This window comes from Telluria sp. ZB4P37 (genome assembly GCF_059685855.1).
Genome location: NZ_JCASID010000001.1, coordinates 243,705 through 257,602, shown reverse-complemented (window position 1 = coordinate 257,602; position 13,898 = coordinate 243,705). Strand labels below are relative to the sequence as shown.

General features: G+C 65.2%; 15 protein-coding genes. 12 read left to right on the top strand and 3 right to left on the bottom strand.

The window, feature by feature from the left end; all coding sequences use genetic code 11:
• Window positions 1–53: 53 nt before the first annotated feature.
• On the bottom strand, window positions 54–371 hold the full coding sequence (gene flhD / locus AC56K1_RS01300; protein ID WP_171081135.1) for a flagellar transcriptional regulator FlhD: 318 nt from the start codon (window positions 369–371) through the stop codon (window positions 54–56).
• 580 nt (window positions 372–951) lie between these two features.
• On the opposite strand from flhD, the gene kynB reads away from it, so the two are divergent.
• The 9 genes from kynB to AC56K1_RS01255 all read left to right on the top strand — a co-directional run bounded on the left by kynB (window position 952) and on the right by AC56K1_RS01255 (window position 7,147).
• On the top strand, window positions 952–1,599 hold the full coding sequence (gene kynB, locus AC56K1_RS01295) for an arylformamidase (RefSeq protein WP_497156043.1): 648 nt from the start codon (window positions 952–954) through the stop codon (window positions 1,597–1,599).
• Entirely contained in the window at window positions 1,596–2,852 is a 1,257-nt protein-coding gene (kynU, locus tag AC56K1_RS01290) for a kynureninase (RefSeq protein ID WP_497156042.1), read from the top strand. The genes kynB and kynU overlap by 4 nt, the downstream gene beginning before the upstream one ends.
• A gap of 9 nt (window positions 2,853–2,861) precedes the next feature.
• Window positions 2,862–3,752 carry a tryptophan 2,3-dioxygenase gene (gene kynA / locus AC56K1_RS01285; RefSeq protein WP_497156041.1) on the top strand — a complete coding sequence of 297 codons (891 nt, stop codon included), beginning with the start codon at window positions 2,862–2,864 and terminating at the stop codon, window positions 3,750–3,752.
• A gap of 56 nt (window positions 3,753–3,808) precedes the next feature.
• Window positions 3,809–4,954, top strand: a complete 1,146-nt coding sequence (locus AC56K1_RS01280; protein ID WP_497156040.1) for an acyltransferase family protein — start codon at window positions 3,809–3,811, stop codon at window positions 4,952–4,954.
• Window positions 4,955–5,028: 74 nt separating this feature from the next.
• Window positions 5,029–5,574, top strand: a complete 546-nt coding sequence (locus tag AC56K1_RS01275; RefSeq protein ID WP_497156039.1) for an RBBP9/YdeN family alpha/beta hydrolase — start codon at window positions 5,029–5,031, stop codon at window positions 5,572–5,574.
• Between the two features lie 4 nt (window positions 5,575–5,578).
• The gene (locus tag AC56K1_RS01270; RefSeq protein WP_497156038.1) at window positions 5,579–6,109 is read left to right on the top strand and encodes a GNAT family N-acetyltransferase; all 531 of its coding nucleotides are present in this window, start codon (window positions 5,579–5,581) and stop codon (window positions 6,107–6,109) included.
• 181 nt (window positions 6,110–6,290) lie between these two features.
• Window positions 6,291–6,689: a GFA family protein gene (locus AC56K1_RS01265; protein WP_497156037.1), complete on the top strand. Its 399-nt coding sequence runs from the start codon at window positions 6,291–6,293 to the stop codon at window positions 6,687–6,689.
• A gap of 54 nt (window positions 6,690–6,743) precedes the next feature.
• Window positions 6,744–6,959 carry a hypothetical protein gene (locus AC56K1_RS01260; RefSeq protein ID WP_497156036.1) on the top strand — a complete coding sequence of 72 codons (216 nt, stop codon included), beginning with the start codon at window positions 6,744–6,746 and terminating at the stop codon, window positions 6,957–6,959.
• A gap of 11 nt (window positions 6,960–6,970) precedes the next feature.
• Window positions 6,971–7,147 carry a hypothetical protein gene (locus AC56K1_RS01255; RefSeq protein ID WP_497156035.1) on the top strand — a complete coding sequence of 59 codons (177 nt, stop codon included), beginning with the start codon at window positions 6,971–6,973 and terminating at the stop codon, window positions 7,145–7,147.
• Window positions 7,148–7,215: 68 nt separating this feature from the next.
• Here the strand turns inward: AC56K1_RS01255 and htpG are convergent, their stop codons facing one another.
• On the bottom strand, window positions 7,216–9,135 hold the full coding sequence (htpG, locus tag AC56K1_RS01250) for a molecular chaperone HtpG (RefSeq protein WP_497156034.1): 1,920 nt from the start codon (window positions 9,133–9,135) through the stop codon (window positions 7,216–7,218).
• A 225-nt stretch (window positions 9,136–9,360) separates the two neighbouring features.
• Here htpG and AC56K1_RS01245 point away from each other — a divergent pair, with 225 nt between their 5' ends.
• The 3 genes from AC56K1_RS01245 to AC56K1_RS01235 all read left to right on the top strand — a co-directional run bounded on the left by AC56K1_RS01245 (window position 9,361) and on the right by AC56K1_RS01235 (window position 12,695).
• Window positions 9,361–9,822 carry a RidA family protein gene (locus AC56K1_RS01245; protein ID WP_497156033.1) on the top strand — a complete coding sequence of 154 codons (462 nt, stop codon included), beginning with the start codon at window positions 9,361–9,363 and terminating at the stop codon, window positions 9,820–9,822.
• A gap of 150 nt (window positions 9,823–9,972) precedes the next feature.
• The gene (locus tag AC56K1_RS01240; RefSeq protein WP_497156032.1) at window positions 9,973–11,166 is read left to right on the top strand and encodes an aminotransferase-like domain-containing protein; all 1,194 of its coding nucleotides are present in this window, start codon (window positions 9,973–9,975) and stop codon (window positions 11,164–11,166) included.
• 173 nt (window positions 11,167–11,339) lie between these two features.
• Entirely contained in the window at window positions 11,340–12,695 is a 1,356-nt protein-coding gene (locus AC56K1_RS01235) for a diguanylate cyclase (protein ID WP_497156031.1), read from the top strand.
• 97 nt (window positions 12,696–12,792) lie between these two features.
• Here the strand turns inward: AC56K1_RS01235 and AC56K1_RS01230 are convergent, their stop codons facing one another.
• Complete coding sequence (locus AC56K1_RS01230) at window positions 12,793–13,812, bottom strand: FGGY-family carbohydrate kinase (protein ID WP_497156030.1); 1,020 nt, start codon at window positions 13,810–13,812, stop codon at window positions 12,793–12,795.
• Window positions 13,813–13,898 lie beyond the last annotated feature (86 nt).

Here is a 13,898-nt window from a genome sequence, read left to right as displayed (position 1 = left end):
CCGCCCTACGTGTTACGTGCGACGCGGCCCCGGCGGAGCCGCAGTAGCGGGAATTATACGATCTCTTCAGCTGGCTGGCCGGCCATCAGGATGGCGGCGTGCGACTGGGCCAGGCTGCGGTCCTTGGTGTGGCTGGTCAGCATCGACAGGATGGCGGTGTCGTCGAAGCGGAAGCGGGCCAGCATCATGTTGCCACCGGCGAGCTTGAGGATCTGGGCGTTGCTCATGCCTTCGATCAGGTCGGCGATGTCGGCCGAGACGCCGAGGCGGAAGATGGCGGTGACTTTGTCGGCACGGATCATCTGCTGCGCGAGCATCAGGTAGCTCAGGTTTGCGTCGCGAATTTCAGCCATCATGTCGTTCATCGTCATTTCTATCTCCGTATCCGTTGTGTCGGCGACTTCCGTGTTGCCGATGAGATAGATTTTGACCGTGGAGCAACTTTTGAGGAATTGGACGAAGTCTGTATTTTGCGTCCGATAATGACGGACAGGACCCGTAGGAGTTTGTCTGACAAACCCTGCTGGATCGCTCTGGCGCCCCTATGAAAAGGGCTGGAGAAGGTGCCGGAATGCGGCCGAGTTGTACGCGCTTGACGGTAGTTCTGCCGTGCGCTTGCTACGATTTACGTCAAGCTTCAGGAGAACTTGAGGGTGTGCGCAAAAAATTTTTTGCATCCTCAAACCGTCCTGCTTCTTCATTAACGGAGCGCCTGGCAAGAACTTGAGGGCTTGTTGAAAATATTTTTTCAAGGCCCATTACTGCGCTTCTGATAGGGGTAACGGCAGGGCCGCCGGGAACTTTAGGGCTGTTTCGAAAAAAATTTAAAAATATTTCGCAGGCTACGGAAACCTTGTCGTTGAGCCAACAAATCGGGACGGCAGCCCCTGGAACTTGCTACACTGCGGGGCTCACGAAGCTTCAGGCCTCAACCATCCGCAAAGGCAGTGCATGGAATCCTTACGACTCTGGGACATCAGCCCCTTGATCTCGGCCGGCATCCCGGTCTGGCCGGGCGACACGCCCTTCGAGGCCGGACCGACATGGCAAATCGGCGGCGGCTGCCCGGTCCAGGTCAGCCGCATGACGATGACCACCCACCTCGGCGCCCATACCGACGCCCCCAGCCACTACGACCCGGCCGGCAGCAGCATCGACCGGGTCGACCTGCGCCCCTATATTGGCGCCTGCCGCGTAATCCATTGCGTGGGCGTGGCGGCGGTCGAGCCGCGCCACCTCGCGGACAAGCTCGATGGCCTGCCCCCGCGCGTCCTGCTGCGCACCTATGCCTGCGCCCCGCAAGGCGCCTGGGACCCGTCCTTCCCGGCCATCAGCCCGGCGGCCATCGAACTGCTGGCCAGCCGCGGCGCGATCCTGGTCGGCACCGATGCCGCCTCGCTCGACCCGCAGGATTCCAAGACGCTCGACGCCCACCATGCGGTGCGCGCCGCGCGCATGGCCATCCTGGAAGGCATCGTGCTCGACGACGTACCCGAAGGCGACTACGAACTGGTCGCCCTGCCCCTGAAATTCGCCGGCATGGATGCCAGCCCGGTACGGGCCATACTCCGTGAACTGCCATTGAAAGAAACCGCATGAGCATCTCCATCACCCGCGACGCCTGCGTGGCGCGCGACCACAACGACCCGCTGCGCGCCCTGCGCGAGCGCTTCGACCTGCCGCCCGGCGTGATCTACCTGGACGGGAACTCGCTCGGAGCCCGCCCCAGGGCCGCCCTGCAGCGCGCGCAGGAAGTCGTTGCCCGCGAATGGGGCAATGACCTGATCAAAAGCTGGAACACGGCCGGCTGGTTCGACATGCCCAAGCGCCTCGGCAACCGCCTGGCGCCCCTGATCGGCGCGCTTGATGGCGAAGTCGCCGTCACCGACACCACCTCGCTCAACCTGTTCAAGGCGCTGGCCGCCGCGCTGCACCTGCAGGCCGATGGCGCAGGCAGCACCCGCCGCACCATCGTCACCGAGCGCAGCAACTTCCCGACCGATATCTATATGGCCGAAGGCCTGGCCCAATGGCTCGAGCGCGGCTACCGGGTGCGCCTGGTCGACTCCGTGGAAGAACTTCCCGGCGCGGTCGATGCCGACTGCGCCGTATTGATGCTCACCCACGTCAACTATCGCACCGGCTTCCAGCACGACATGACCCTGCTGACCCGCCATGCGCACGCGAACGGCGCGCTGGCGGTCTGGGACCTGGCCCACTCGGCCGGCGCGGTGCCGCTCGACCTGCATGCTGCGGAAGCCGACTTCGCAGTGGGCTGCACCTATAAATACCTGAACGGCGGCCCTGGTGCGCCGGCCTTCATCTGGGTGCCGAAACGCCACCAGGAGCGCTTCGCCCATCCGCTTACCGGCTGGTGGAGCCATGCGAAACCCTTCGCGATGTCGCACGGCTTCACGCCCTGCGACGGCATTGGCCGCGCGCTGTGCGGCACCCAGCCGGTGGTGTCGCTGGCCCTGGTCGAATGCGGGCTCGAGGTGTTCGAACAAACCTCGATGGCCGCGATCCGCGAAAAATCGCTGGCCCTGACCGACTTGTTCATCGAGCTGGTGGAAAGCACCTGCGCCGGCCACCCACTCGGGCTGGTGACCCCGCGCGAGCATGCGCGCCGCGGCAGCCAGGCCAGCTTCACCCATCCGTACGGCTATGCGGTGATGCAGGCCCTCATCGAGCGCGGCGTGATCGGCGACTACCGCGAGCCGGAGATCATGCGCTTCGGCTTCACGCCGCTGTACACGGGCTACGCCGACGTGTGGGACGCGGTGGCGATCCTGAAGGACATCCTCGACAGCAAAGCCTACGACGTGGCGCTCGAGCGCGGCGCAGTGACTTGAGGAGGACGCATGAACGAGCAAACGAACACCACCCCCGGCTGCCCGATGAGCGCAGGTAATGAAAGCAGCGCCGACAAGACCGCCGAATGGCATGGCGCCAAACTCGATTTCAAGGAGTCGATGAGCTATGGCGACTACCTGGGCCTGGACCAGATCCTGTCGGCCCAGCACCCGCTCTCGCCCAACCACAACGAGATGCTGTTCATCATCCAGCACCAGACCAGCGAGCTGTGGATCAAGCTGATGCTGCACGAGATGCAGGCGGTGCGCCGCAACATCCGCGAGAACAACCTGCCGCCGGCCTTCAAGATGCTGGCGCGGGTGGCCCGCATCATGGACCAACTGGTGCACGCCTGGGACGTGCTGGCGACCATGACGCCGCCCGAATACACGGCGATCCGCCCCTATTTGGGCGCCTCGTCCGGCTTCCAGTCCTTCCAGTACCGCCAGCTCGAATTCATCCTGGGGAACAAGAACGCCACCCTGGTCGGCGTGCACGAGAAATTCCCCGAGGCGCATGCGGTGCTCGCGCACGAACTGCACACGCCCTCGGTCTACGACGAGGCGGTGATGCTGCTGGCGCGCAGCGGCTTCGCGGTGGCGCCCGAGCGCCTGGCGCGCGACTGGACCCGGCCCACCGAGCTCGATGAATCCGTGAAAGCGGCCTGGCTGAACGTCTACCAGGACACCGAGCGCCACTGGGCCCTGTACGAGCTGGCCGAGAAGCTGGTCGACCTGGAAACGGCCTTCCGCTTCTGGCGCTTCCGCCATGTGACCACGGTCGAGCGCATCATCGGCTTCAAGACGGGCACCGGCGGCACCTCGGGCGCCAGCTACCTGCGCAAGATGCTCGACGTGGTGCTGTTCCCGGAGCTGTTTGCGCTGCGGACCGCACTTTGAGCTAACTCATCAGTAAGCGGTGTATGATCGCATTGTTGTCATGATTTACAGAAACAATGCCATATCAACAAGACCCGCTCGAGCGCCCTTTTTCGCTCTATCTCGACCTGACCCGGCTACTGGCCGCGGTCGTGGTCGTGCTCGCGCATTTCGAGTTCTTCGGCATCATTCCCGCGGGCGCCTGGGGCGCCCTGCCGGACATGGGCCGCGAGGCCGTGATCGTTTTCTTCGTGCTGTCGGGCTTCGTGATCGCCTCCAGCACGGCGCAGCGCAACCCTTCCGCGCGCGCCTATGCGGTGGCGCGCCTGTCGCGCCTGTACTCGGTGGTGCTGCCGGTGCTGCTGCTGGCCTTTGCGTGCGCGGCGCTCCTGCGCGCGGCAACCGGCTTCGAGTCGACGGCCGGCTACACGCTCGATAAACCCTACCTCTACCTGCCCTTCCACCTGCTGTTCCTCGGCGAACACTGGCAACTGGCCGAAGTCCCGCCCTTCATGCTGCCTTACTGGTCGCTCGGCTACGAGGCCTGGTATTACCTGCTGTTCGGCCTGGCCTGCTACCTGCGCGGCGCGCCCCGCACGCTCGCGGTCGCGCTGGTGCTGGCCCTCATGGGCTACAAGCTGTGGCTGTTGCTGCCGGTCTGGCTGAGCGGGGTCTGGCTCAGCCGCTGCTACCGGAGGAGCAGCGGCCGTCCGCTCATGGGCATCAAGACGGCGCGCCTCGGCTGGTGTGCCAGCGTGCTGGCTTTTGGCCTGTATGCCGCGGCCGACGTCGAAGGCGGCCTGCGCGCCGCGGCCCTTTGCTGGTGGCCGTTCCCCGCGCTGCCGCTGGGCAGCGCCGACCGCTTCCTGTCCGACTACCTGGTCTGCGCCATCGTGCTCGCCAACTTCGCCTGTGCGCGCGACGCCCGGTTCACCGCGCTGCTGCGCTTCGCCCCGGCCTGGCAGCTGGCTGCCTCGCATACTTTCACCCTCTACCTGTCGCACGCGCTGGTGATCGAACTCTGGCTCGCGCTCTACCCGCACGACCCGCGCTCGAACATCGACGTGCTGGCCGTGAGCGTCCTCATCGCCGCCGCCACGGTGGCGCTGGGCGCCGTGACCGAGCGCCGTCGCCAGGCCTACCGCGCCCGGTTCGAGCGGCTGCTGGGCGCAGGCGGCAAGCGCGCCGTGCTGCCATCCGCCGTAGTCGGGCCCGGCGGCTGACCGAAGGGCCGCTGATGCACGGCCCCGTTTCGACGTACAATCGCCCTTGATCTTTTACCAAGGGTGGAGGCGGTATGAAGTGCGACGTACTGATCGTGTCAGGCCTGTGGAATTCCGGCTCCGGGCATTGGCAAACCCAATGGCAGGGACGCTACCCGCAATGGACCAAGGCTCCGCACCGCGACTGGAACTGCCCGGACCGCGACGAATGGGTGGCCGAGCTGGACGCCGCCATCGCCGCCTGCCAGGGCGCGCCCATCCTGGTGGCGCACAGCCTGGGCTGCATGCTGGTCGCGCACTGGGCGCAAAGCGGCTCGCCGCTGAAAGTCGCCGGCGCCTTTCTCGTCGCACCGAGCGATGTCGAAGCCCCCTCCTACCCGGTGCCCGTCAACGGCTTCGCCCCGATCCCGCAGGCAGCCCTGCCCTTCCCCAGCATGGTGCTGGCCAGCGCCAACGACCCCTACATCACGCCTGAGCGCGCGCACGTCCTGGCATCAAACTGGGGCAGCCGGCTGGTCGAGATCGGCGACGCAGGCCACGTGAACACCGAATCCGGCCACGGTCCCTGGCCTGAAGGCGAGCGCCTGCTGCAGGCGTTCTGCGACGAGATCGGGCAGTAAGCGCATGACGATCCTGACGACCGCGCGCCTGCGCCTGGAGCCGATCTGCCTCGACCACTATGCGGGCCTGCGCGTACTGAACGCCGACCCTGTGGTTGCGCGCTTCATCGGCGGCAGGCCAGAGACGCCGGAAGAGACCCTTGCGATGATCGAGCGCGTGCAGGGCCGCTGGCAAACGGTTGGCTATTCGTGGTGGAGCTTCATCGAGCAGGAGTCGGGCGAGCTGGTAGGCGCCGGCTGCATCCAGCACCTCGGGCATGACCCGGCTAATTCCCACGAAATCGGCTGGCGCCTGCGCCCGGACCGCTGGGGACGCGGCTATGCGACGGAAAGCGCGCGGCGCATGGCGGCCTTCGCGTTCGAGGATCTGAAGGCGCCGCGCCTGGCGGCGATCTGCGATCCGCGCAACCTGGACTCCGCCCGCGTCATGCAGCGGCTCGGGATGCAGTACCGCGGCGAAGAAGTGTGGAATGCGCAGGCGGTCTCCGTTTACGATTTCGGCCTTGAAGCGTGGCGGGCTGCCAGGCCTACCTAGCCAGGCCCGGCTCCCCGATCACCTGCGCTGCGGGCACCAGGGCGCCGCGTTCGATGCCCGCGCCACCCGCAAGGCAGCATTTTATGCCGCACAAATGAAATGGGCCGCGGGGCATGGATTTGCTCCTCATGCCAGGGCTGTCCGCGGTATCGTGGCGGGGTCAGGGATCCAGGGGACGGCAATGAAAACCTACCACGGCAGCTGCCATTGCGGCAGCGTGCGATTCGAGGCCGACATCGACCTCGCAAGCGGCACGATCAAGTGCAACTGCACGATCTGCACCAAGATGCGCTTCTGGGCGGCGCAGGTGCCATCGAGAAGATTCCGCCTGATGAGCGGTGCCGACGCGCTGCGCGAATACCGCTACGCCACCCGCCGCGACGCCCATTATTTCTGCGGCCAGTGCGGCATCAACACCTTCTCGACCGGCGAGTCATCAGCGCTGGGCGCCTTCCATGCGGTGGTGCTGGCCTGCCTCGACGACGCTTCGGCGCAGGAACTGGCGGCCGCGCCGGTGCGCTACCTCGATGGCCGCAACGACAACTGGACCACGCCAGCGCTTGACGTCCGCCACCTGTAAGCGCTCGCTGCCGCCAGGGCAGCGCACACCATGTCACGAAAAATAATCCATTCCATGTCCTTCGCCTTCGCCCTGCTCGCTTATCTCTGCCTGTGGCCCATGCCGATCCAGGCTGTGTCCTGGGAAGCGCCGCGCGCGCCCGGGTTCATTGGCCCGCATGCCGTCAACCAGCGCCTGGCGGGAATGACCGGGACCGCGCAGCGGCGCTATATCCACAACGTCGATGGCGCCGGACTGGGCTTCATTCCCAAGCCCCAGACCATCCTTTGATGAGGCCCACCATGAACCTGCTCGCAGCAATCCAGGCCATTTTCGCCGCCGCCTTCCTGCTGGTCGGCCTAGTTGCGCTGTTCGGCATCGGCATCACCGGCCTGCTGTTCCTGCTTCCCGGCGCACTGTTCGCCGCCATCGCGGTGGCGGCAGACTGGCGCGCGCTGCGCGCCGCATCGTGGTTCTAGCGGCGCCGGCGCAGGCGTAAAAAAACCGGGGCGCAGGCCCCGGTGGTGTGTGCGGCCAAAACGACGCTTTACGCCGCGGTGGCCAGCAGCATCTCGTTCAGGCGTTTCACGAAGGACGCCGGATCGCTCAGGCTGCCGCCTTCGGCCAGCATCGCCTGGTCGAACAGGATGTGCGACCAGTCGCCGAAGCGCGTGCCGGCGGCGTCTTGGTACTTCAGGCGCGTCACCAAGGGGTGATTCGGGTTGATCTCGAGGATCGGCTTGGACTCCGGCGCATCCTGGCCGGCGGCCTTGAGCATGCGCAGCAGGTTACCCGACAGCTCGTTCTCGTCCGCGACCAGGCAGGCCGGCGAATCGGTCAGGCGGAAGGTCACGCGCACGTCCTTGGCCTTGTCGCCCAGGGCGGTCTTCATGTTCTCGACCAGTTCCTTGTAGCCGGCTTCGGTCTCGGCGTGCTCCTTTTTCTCGGCCTCGTCTTCCAGCGAACCGAGGTCCAGGCCGCCCTTGGCCACCGACACCAGCTCCTTGCCGTCGAATTCGCTCAGGAAAGACAGCATCCACTCGTCCACGCGGTCGGTCATGAGCAGCACTTCGACGCCCTTCTTGCGGAAGATCTCGAGGTGCGGGCTGTTCTTCGCGGCGTTGAAGCTGTCGGCGGTGACGTAATAGATCTTGTCCTGGCCTTCCTTCAGGCGCGCGATGTAGTCCGCGAACGAGACCGTCTGCTCGCTTGAGTCGTTATTGGTGGAGGCAAAGCGCAGCAGCTTGGCGATACGGTCCTTGTTGGTCGCGTCCTCGCCGATGCCTTCCTTGAGCACCTGGCCGAACTCTTTCCAGAAGGTCGTGTACTTGTCCTTGCCCGCCTGCTCGTCCGAGTTCGCCATTTCTTCCAGCATGCCCAGCACGCGCTTGGTCGAGCCTTCGCGGATCACCTTCACGTCGCGCGACTCCTGCAGGATCTCGCGCGAGACGTTCAGCGGCAAATCGCTCGAGTCAATCACGCCCTTGATGAAGCGCAGGTAGGTCGGCATCAGCTGCTCGGCGTCGTCCATGATGAACACGCGCTTGACGTACAGCTTGATGCCGGCACGCTTGTTGCGGTCCCACAGGTCGAACGGCGCATGGCCGGGCACGAACAGCAGCTGGGTGTATTCGCTGCGGCCTTCGACCCGGTTATGGGTATAGGCCAGCGGCTCCTGGAAGTCATGCGAGACGTGCTTGTAGAACTCGTTGTACTGCTCGCCCGTGATGTCCGCCCTGTTGCGGGCCCACAGCGCGCTGGCCTGGTTAACGGTCTCGAATTCGTCCTTCAGGACGGTCTGCTTCTGCTCTTCGTCCCACTCTTCCTTCTGCATCACGATCGGCAGCGAGATGTGGTCCGAATACTTGCGGATGATCGACTTCAGCTTCCACGACGACAGCAGCTCTTCCTCGCCGGCGCGCAGGTGCAGGATCACGTCGGTGCCGCGGCCCGCCTTTTCGATCGATTCGATGCTGTAGTCGCCTTCGCCGGTCGACTCCCAGCGCACGCCTTCGGAGGCAAACGCGCCGGCGCGGCGGGTGTTGACGATGATCTTGTCGGCCACGATGAAGCCCGAATAGAAGCCCACGCCGAACTGGCCGATCAGGGCCGCATCCTGCTGCTGGTCGCCCGAGAGCTTGCTGAAGAATTCCTTGGTGCCCGACTTGGCGATCGTGCCCAGGTGCGAGATGACTTCGTCGCGGCTCATGCCGATGCCGTTGTCCGAAATCGTGATGGTGCGCGCGTCCTTGTCGAAGGACACCTTGATCTTGAGCTCATGGTCGTTGCCGAACAGGGCATCGTTGTTGATCGCCTCGAAACGCAGCTTGTCGGCCGCGTCGGATGCGTTCGAAATCAGTTCGCGCAGGAAGATCTCCTTGTTGGAATACAAGGAGTGGATCATCAGTTGCAGCAGCTGTTTTACTTCTGCTTGGAAGCCAAGGGTTTCTTTTTCGGCGACAGCCATGTCGTTCCTCGTGGTGGTTCAGGGTTAAACGGATTGCAGCCATATAGGGATGGTGAAAGCGATTTCAAGGCCTGATTTACAAAGGCAATGTTGCCAATATTTTAACCCGGCAGGTTGGCCGCGGCCAAGCCCCGCCCCAGCCCGCCCCGGCGCTGCCGGTAAACGTGTCGGGCGCGGCTGGCTGGACGTACAATATCGGCTTCATTCACCGCAACCATCGAAACCATGTCCGTCTACGACAAACTCAAAGAACTGAACATCACCCTGGCCGCGCCGGCCACCCCGGCCGCTGCCTACGTCATGTATGTGCAGACGGGTAACCTCGTCTTCATCTCGGGCCACATCGCCAAGAACGCGGACGGCTCGCCGAACGCCGGCATCCTGGGTCGTGACAAGTCCACCGCGGACGGCCAGCTCGCTGCGCGCTCGGTCGCAATCGACCTGATGGGCACCCTGCAGGAAGCCGTCGGCGGCGACTTGTCGCGCGTCAAGCGCATCGTCAAGGTCATGAGCCTGGTGGCCTCGACCCCGGAATACAACGAGCAGCACCTGGTCACCAATGGCTGTTCGGAACTGATCGGCGAAGTGTTCGGCGATGCCGGCAAGCACGCCCGCTCGGCCTTCGGCGTGGCCTCGCTGCCGCGCGGGACCTGCGTCGAAATCGAGATGATCGTCGAAGTGGCATAAAACATTTGTTTAGACAAATATTGCATTTGTCTGAACCTATCGGTCCCGGGCTGGGCCTACAAGGCCCGGCTCTTCCCGAAGCCGCCTACCCGGCGTGCTTTATAATGGCCCGGCACTACCGTGCGGCCCCTTCCTGTCAGTGAGAACAGTATGAAAATCGAGAATCCAAATCCCATCCAGTGGCAATTTTCGGAGCGCGCGCAGCAGCTGCAAAGCTCGTTCATCCGCGAAATCCTGAAAATCACCCAGCGTCCGGAGATCATCTCCTTCGCCGGCGGCCTGCCGTCGCCAGCCACTTTCCCGGTCGAGCGCATGAAAGCCGCGTACGACAAGGTGCTGTCGGAGGCCGGCAAGGTCGCGCTGCAATACGGCCCGACCGACGGCTACGCGCCACTGCGGGAATGGATCGCCAATTCGCTCTCCACGGAAGGCAGCCGCATCCTGCCGGAACAGATCCTGATGACCTCGGGCTCGCAGCAGGCGCTCGATTTGCTGGGCAAGGTCCTGGTCGACGAAGGCAGCCGCGTGCTGGTCGAAACCCCGAGCTATCTCGGCGCGCTGCAGGCCTTCTCGGTCTACCGTCCGGAATTCAAATCGGTCGACACCGATGACCATGGCCTGGTGCCCTCGTCGATCGCCGCCGTGGCCGACGGCGCGCGCATGCTGTACTCGCTGCCGAACTTCCAGAACCCGACCGGCCGTTCGCTGTCGCTCGAACGCCGCCACGAGCTGGTCGAGACCTGCGCGCGCTTCGGCATCCCGCTGATCGAGGACGACCCGTACGGCGCCCTGAGCTATAAAGGCGAGCCGATGCCGAAGATGGTCGCGATGAACCCGGACGGCGTGATCTACATGGGTTCGTTCTCGAAGGTGCTGACCCCCGGCATCCGCCTCGGTTACGTCTGCGCCCCACTGCCGCTGGTGCGCCGCCTCGAACTGGCCAAGCAGGCGGCCGACCTGCACACCGCCCAGCTCACGCAAATGGTCGTGCACGAAGTGATCAAGGACGGTTTCCTCGACCAGCACATCCCGACCATCCGCAAGCTGTACGGCGACCAGTGCCAGGTGATGCTCGATGCGATGACCGAACACTTCCCAAGCAGCGTGACCTGGACCAAGCCGGAAGGCGGCATGTTCATCTGGGTGACCCTGCCGAAGAGCATCGACGCCATGAAACTGCTGGACCAGTCGCTGGCCGCACGCGTCGCCTTCGTGCCGGGCGCGCCGTTCTACGCCAACGACCCGGCCAGCAACACGCTGCGCCTGTCGTTTGTCACGGTGCCGCCGGAACGCATCCGTGAAGGCATTGCGGTCCTCGGCAAGCTGATCGCGGACATGCTGTAAGCACTACCCTGCGGGCGCGCCCACGGCCGCCCGCAGCACGACCGGCGGTTAGCCGCCATGGGCCAACCAGAAGTTGTAGCACCGCAACAGCATTGTTTCCAGGGGAAACAATAGTTGCCGCAGGCGAAGATGATGGGAGTATGATCTCATCAGTCTGAACCGGCCTGAACCCCATGAATCATCCTGCTTTCGCAGTACCTGCGCCCGCGCGCCAGGCTGCGATCCTGATTGTCGACGATGCCCCCGCCAGCCTCGGGCTGCTGCAAGATATCTTGCGCGGCCAGGGTTACCGCACCTTCGTGGCCACCTCCGGCGAACGCGCGTTCGACCTTGCCTGCCGCGTCCAGCCCGACCTGATCCTGCTCGACGTGATGCTGCCGGGCCTGGATGGTCTCGAGACCTGCAGCCGCCTGAAGAACCAGCCGAGTACCGCCGACATCCCCGTCATTTTCGTCAGCGCCTGTTCCGACACCGACGATATCGTCGCCGGCTTCGACCGTGGCGCCGCCGACTATATCGCCAAGCCGCTGCGCCTGCCGGAAGTCTGCGCGCGGGTCCGGGCCCAGCTGCAGATCCGCTCGGCCAACCAGTCCCGTACCCAGCAGGTCAAGCGCCTGCGCATGATCGTCGACGGCATGGACGAAGGCTTGATGCTGCTCGGCCAGGACGGCCGCATCCAGTATGCCAATCCGGCCAGCGAGCGCTGCCTGGGCTACAGCGACCGTGAACTGGAAGGCCGGCCGCTGGCCGAGTTGGTGGCAGAACCCGCCGCCATGGAGGTCGCCGCCTGGTTCGGCAGCCTCGACGACGGCATGCCGGAGCACTGCCGCGGCACGCGCGAAGTGCTGCTGCGCCAGCCCGACGGCGGCCTGCGCGCAATGGACCTGAATCTGTCGCCGATGACCACCGGCGAGCAGCTCTGGGTCGCCATCCTGCACGACATTACCCACCACAAGCAGTCCGCCAATGCGCTGCAGCGCGCCGCGCTGGCCGACCCGCTCACCGGCATCGCCAACCGCCGCCATTTCGACGCCTGCCTCGAGCGCGAATGGCAGCGCGCCATGCGCTCTGCCCGTCCGCTGTCGCTGATGGTGATCGACGTCGACCACTTCAAGCTGTACAACGACCTGCTCGGCCATGCCGCGGGCGACCAGTGCCTGCAGGCGGTGGCCAGTGCGCTGCAGGCCCACGCCCTGCGCGCCACCGACCTGGCCGCGCGCTACGGCGGCGAGGAATTCGTGCTGCTGCTGCCCGATACCCCGCATGCCGGCGCGGCCAAGGTGGCCGAAGCGATCCGCGCCGACGTCGAGCGCCTGCGCGTACCGAACCCGCGCTCGACCACCTCCGACTTCGTCACCGTCAGCGTGGGCGCGGCCACCATCGTGCCCACCAATTTCGACGAGCTGCGCTCGCTGTTCCTGGCCGCCGACCGCGCCATGTACGATGCAAAGGCGGCGGGGCGCAACCAGGTGCTGGCGGTCGGCGCCGGGTATGCGTGGAATGCGATGAGCCGGGCGCTGGCGCGCTAGGGTTTGGTGGTTGGTGCGGAATTCGCGGCTACGCAAGGAACTTGGGTACCGGCCTTCGCCGGTACCCAAGTGTGCGTGAGCAGAAGTCAGCCCCAGCTCACACCTTCGGATAGCCCGTAATCCGCGCAATGTCACGGTACATCGGCTGCAGCCTCCGGTACATCTTCAGGTAGACCTCGCGGTACAGCCGGTCGTAGACCGCATGGTTGGCCGCGATCGGCTCGAACACCTTCCCCACCCGCGTCATCGCCGCGATCGCCGCCGTAAAGTCCGCATACAGCCCCAGTCCCACGGCGGCATCGATCGCCGCGCCCAGGCCGGAGGTTTCATACACGTGCGGCCGCGAGGTCGGCAGCCCAAAAATGTCGGCGGTGAGCTGCATCGCCGCATCGCTCTGCGAGCCGCCGCCCGAAACACGCAATTCGGTGATCCGGGTGCCGCTACGGCGCTCGATGCGCTCCTTCCCTTCACGCAGCGCGTAGGCCAGCCCTTCCAGGATGGCGCGGTAGACGTGGGCGCGGGTGTGGACGTCGCCGAAGCCGATGATGGCGCCCTTGGCTTCGCGCCCCGGCACCCGGATGCCCGGGGTCCAGTAAGGCTGCAGCATCAAGCCCATCGAGCCCGGAGGCACGGCATCAGCCAGTTCGTCGAACAGGCGCTCGGGCGCCACGTCTTCCAGCAGGGCGCGCGATTGCTCGTGGTGGCCGAACTGCTCCTTGAACCAGCTCACCATCCAGTAGCCGCGGAAGACCTGCACTTCCAGGCTGTAGGCGCCCGGAATGGCGGCCGGATAAGGCGGTACGAAGGGCGTCACCTCGACATAGCGCGTGGTGGTGGTGTTGATCGTGGCGGTGGTCCCGTAGCTCAGGCAGCCCACCTGAAGCGCGCTGCAGCCGGCGCCGATGACCTCGCAGGCCTTGTCGGCGGCCGCGGCCAGCAGCGGCAAACCTTGCGGGATGCCGGTAGCCCGCGCGGCATCGAAGCTGATCTCGCCCAGGCGCGTACCGGGCGCGAACAGCTCGGGCAGCATGCGCTGCTCGACCGCCAGCGCCTGCCATTTCCAGTCGCGCTTTCCCGCCCACTTGCGGCGCCGGTAGTCGAAGGGAATATACGCCACCTGCGAGCCGGTCGAATCGGCATAGCGCCCGCACAGCCGGTAATTCAGGTAGCCCGACAGCAGCAGGAATTTTATGGGTCGCTTGC

Coding starts and splice junctions, on each gene's coding strand:
- flhD (WP_171081135.1), bottom strand. CDS start 371: ATGACGATGAACGACATGATGGCTGAAATTCGCGACGCAAACCTGAGC.
- kynB (WP_497156043.1), top strand. CDS start 952: ATGGAATCCTTACGACTCTGGGACATCAGCCCCTTGATCTCGGCCGGC.
- kynU (WP_497156042.1), top strand. CDS start 1,596: ATGAGCATCTCCATCACCCGCGACGCCTGCGTGGCGCGCGACCACAAC.
- kynA (WP_497156041.1), top strand. CDS start 2,862: ATGAACGAGCAAACGAACACCACCCCCGGCTGCCCGATGAGCGCAGGT.
- AC56K1_RS01280 (WP_497156040.1), top strand. CDS start 3,809: ATGCCATATCAACAAGACCCGCTCGAGCGCCCTTTTTCGCTCTATCTC.
- AC56K1_RS01275 (WP_497156039.1), top strand. CDS start 5,029: ATGAAGTGCGACGTACTGATCGTGTCAGGCCTGTGGAATTCCGGCTCC.
- AC56K1_RS01270 (WP_497156038.1), top strand. CDS start 5,579: ATGACGATCCTGACGACCGCGCGCCTGCGCCTGGAGCCGATCTGCCTC.
- AC56K1_RS01265 (WP_497156037.1), top strand. CDS start 6,291: ATGAAAACCTACCACGGCAGCTGCCATTGCGGCAGCGTGCGATTCGAG.
- AC56K1_RS01260 (WP_497156036.1), top strand. CDS start 6,744: ATGTCCTTCGCCTTCGCCCTGCTCGCTTATCTCTGCCTGTGGCCCATG.
- AC56K1_RS01255 (WP_497156035.1), top strand. CDS start 6,971: ATGAACCTGCTCGCAGCAATCCAGGCCATTTTCGCCGCCGCCTTCCTG.
- htpG (WP_497156034.1), bottom strand. CDS start 9,135: ATGGCTGTCGCCGAAAAAGAAACCCTTGGCTTCCAAGCAGAAGTAAAA.
- AC56K1_RS01245 (WP_497156033.1), top strand. CDS start 9,361: ATGTCCGTCTACGACAAACTCAAAGAACTGAACATCACCCTGGCCGCG.
- AC56K1_RS01240 (WP_497156032.1), top strand. CDS start 9,973: ATGAAAATCGAGAATCCAAATCCCATCCAGTGGCAATTTTCGGAGCGC.
- AC56K1_RS01235 (WP_497156031.1), top strand. CDS start 11,340: ATGAATCATCCTGCTTTCGCAGTACCTGCGCCCGCGCGCCAGGCTGCG.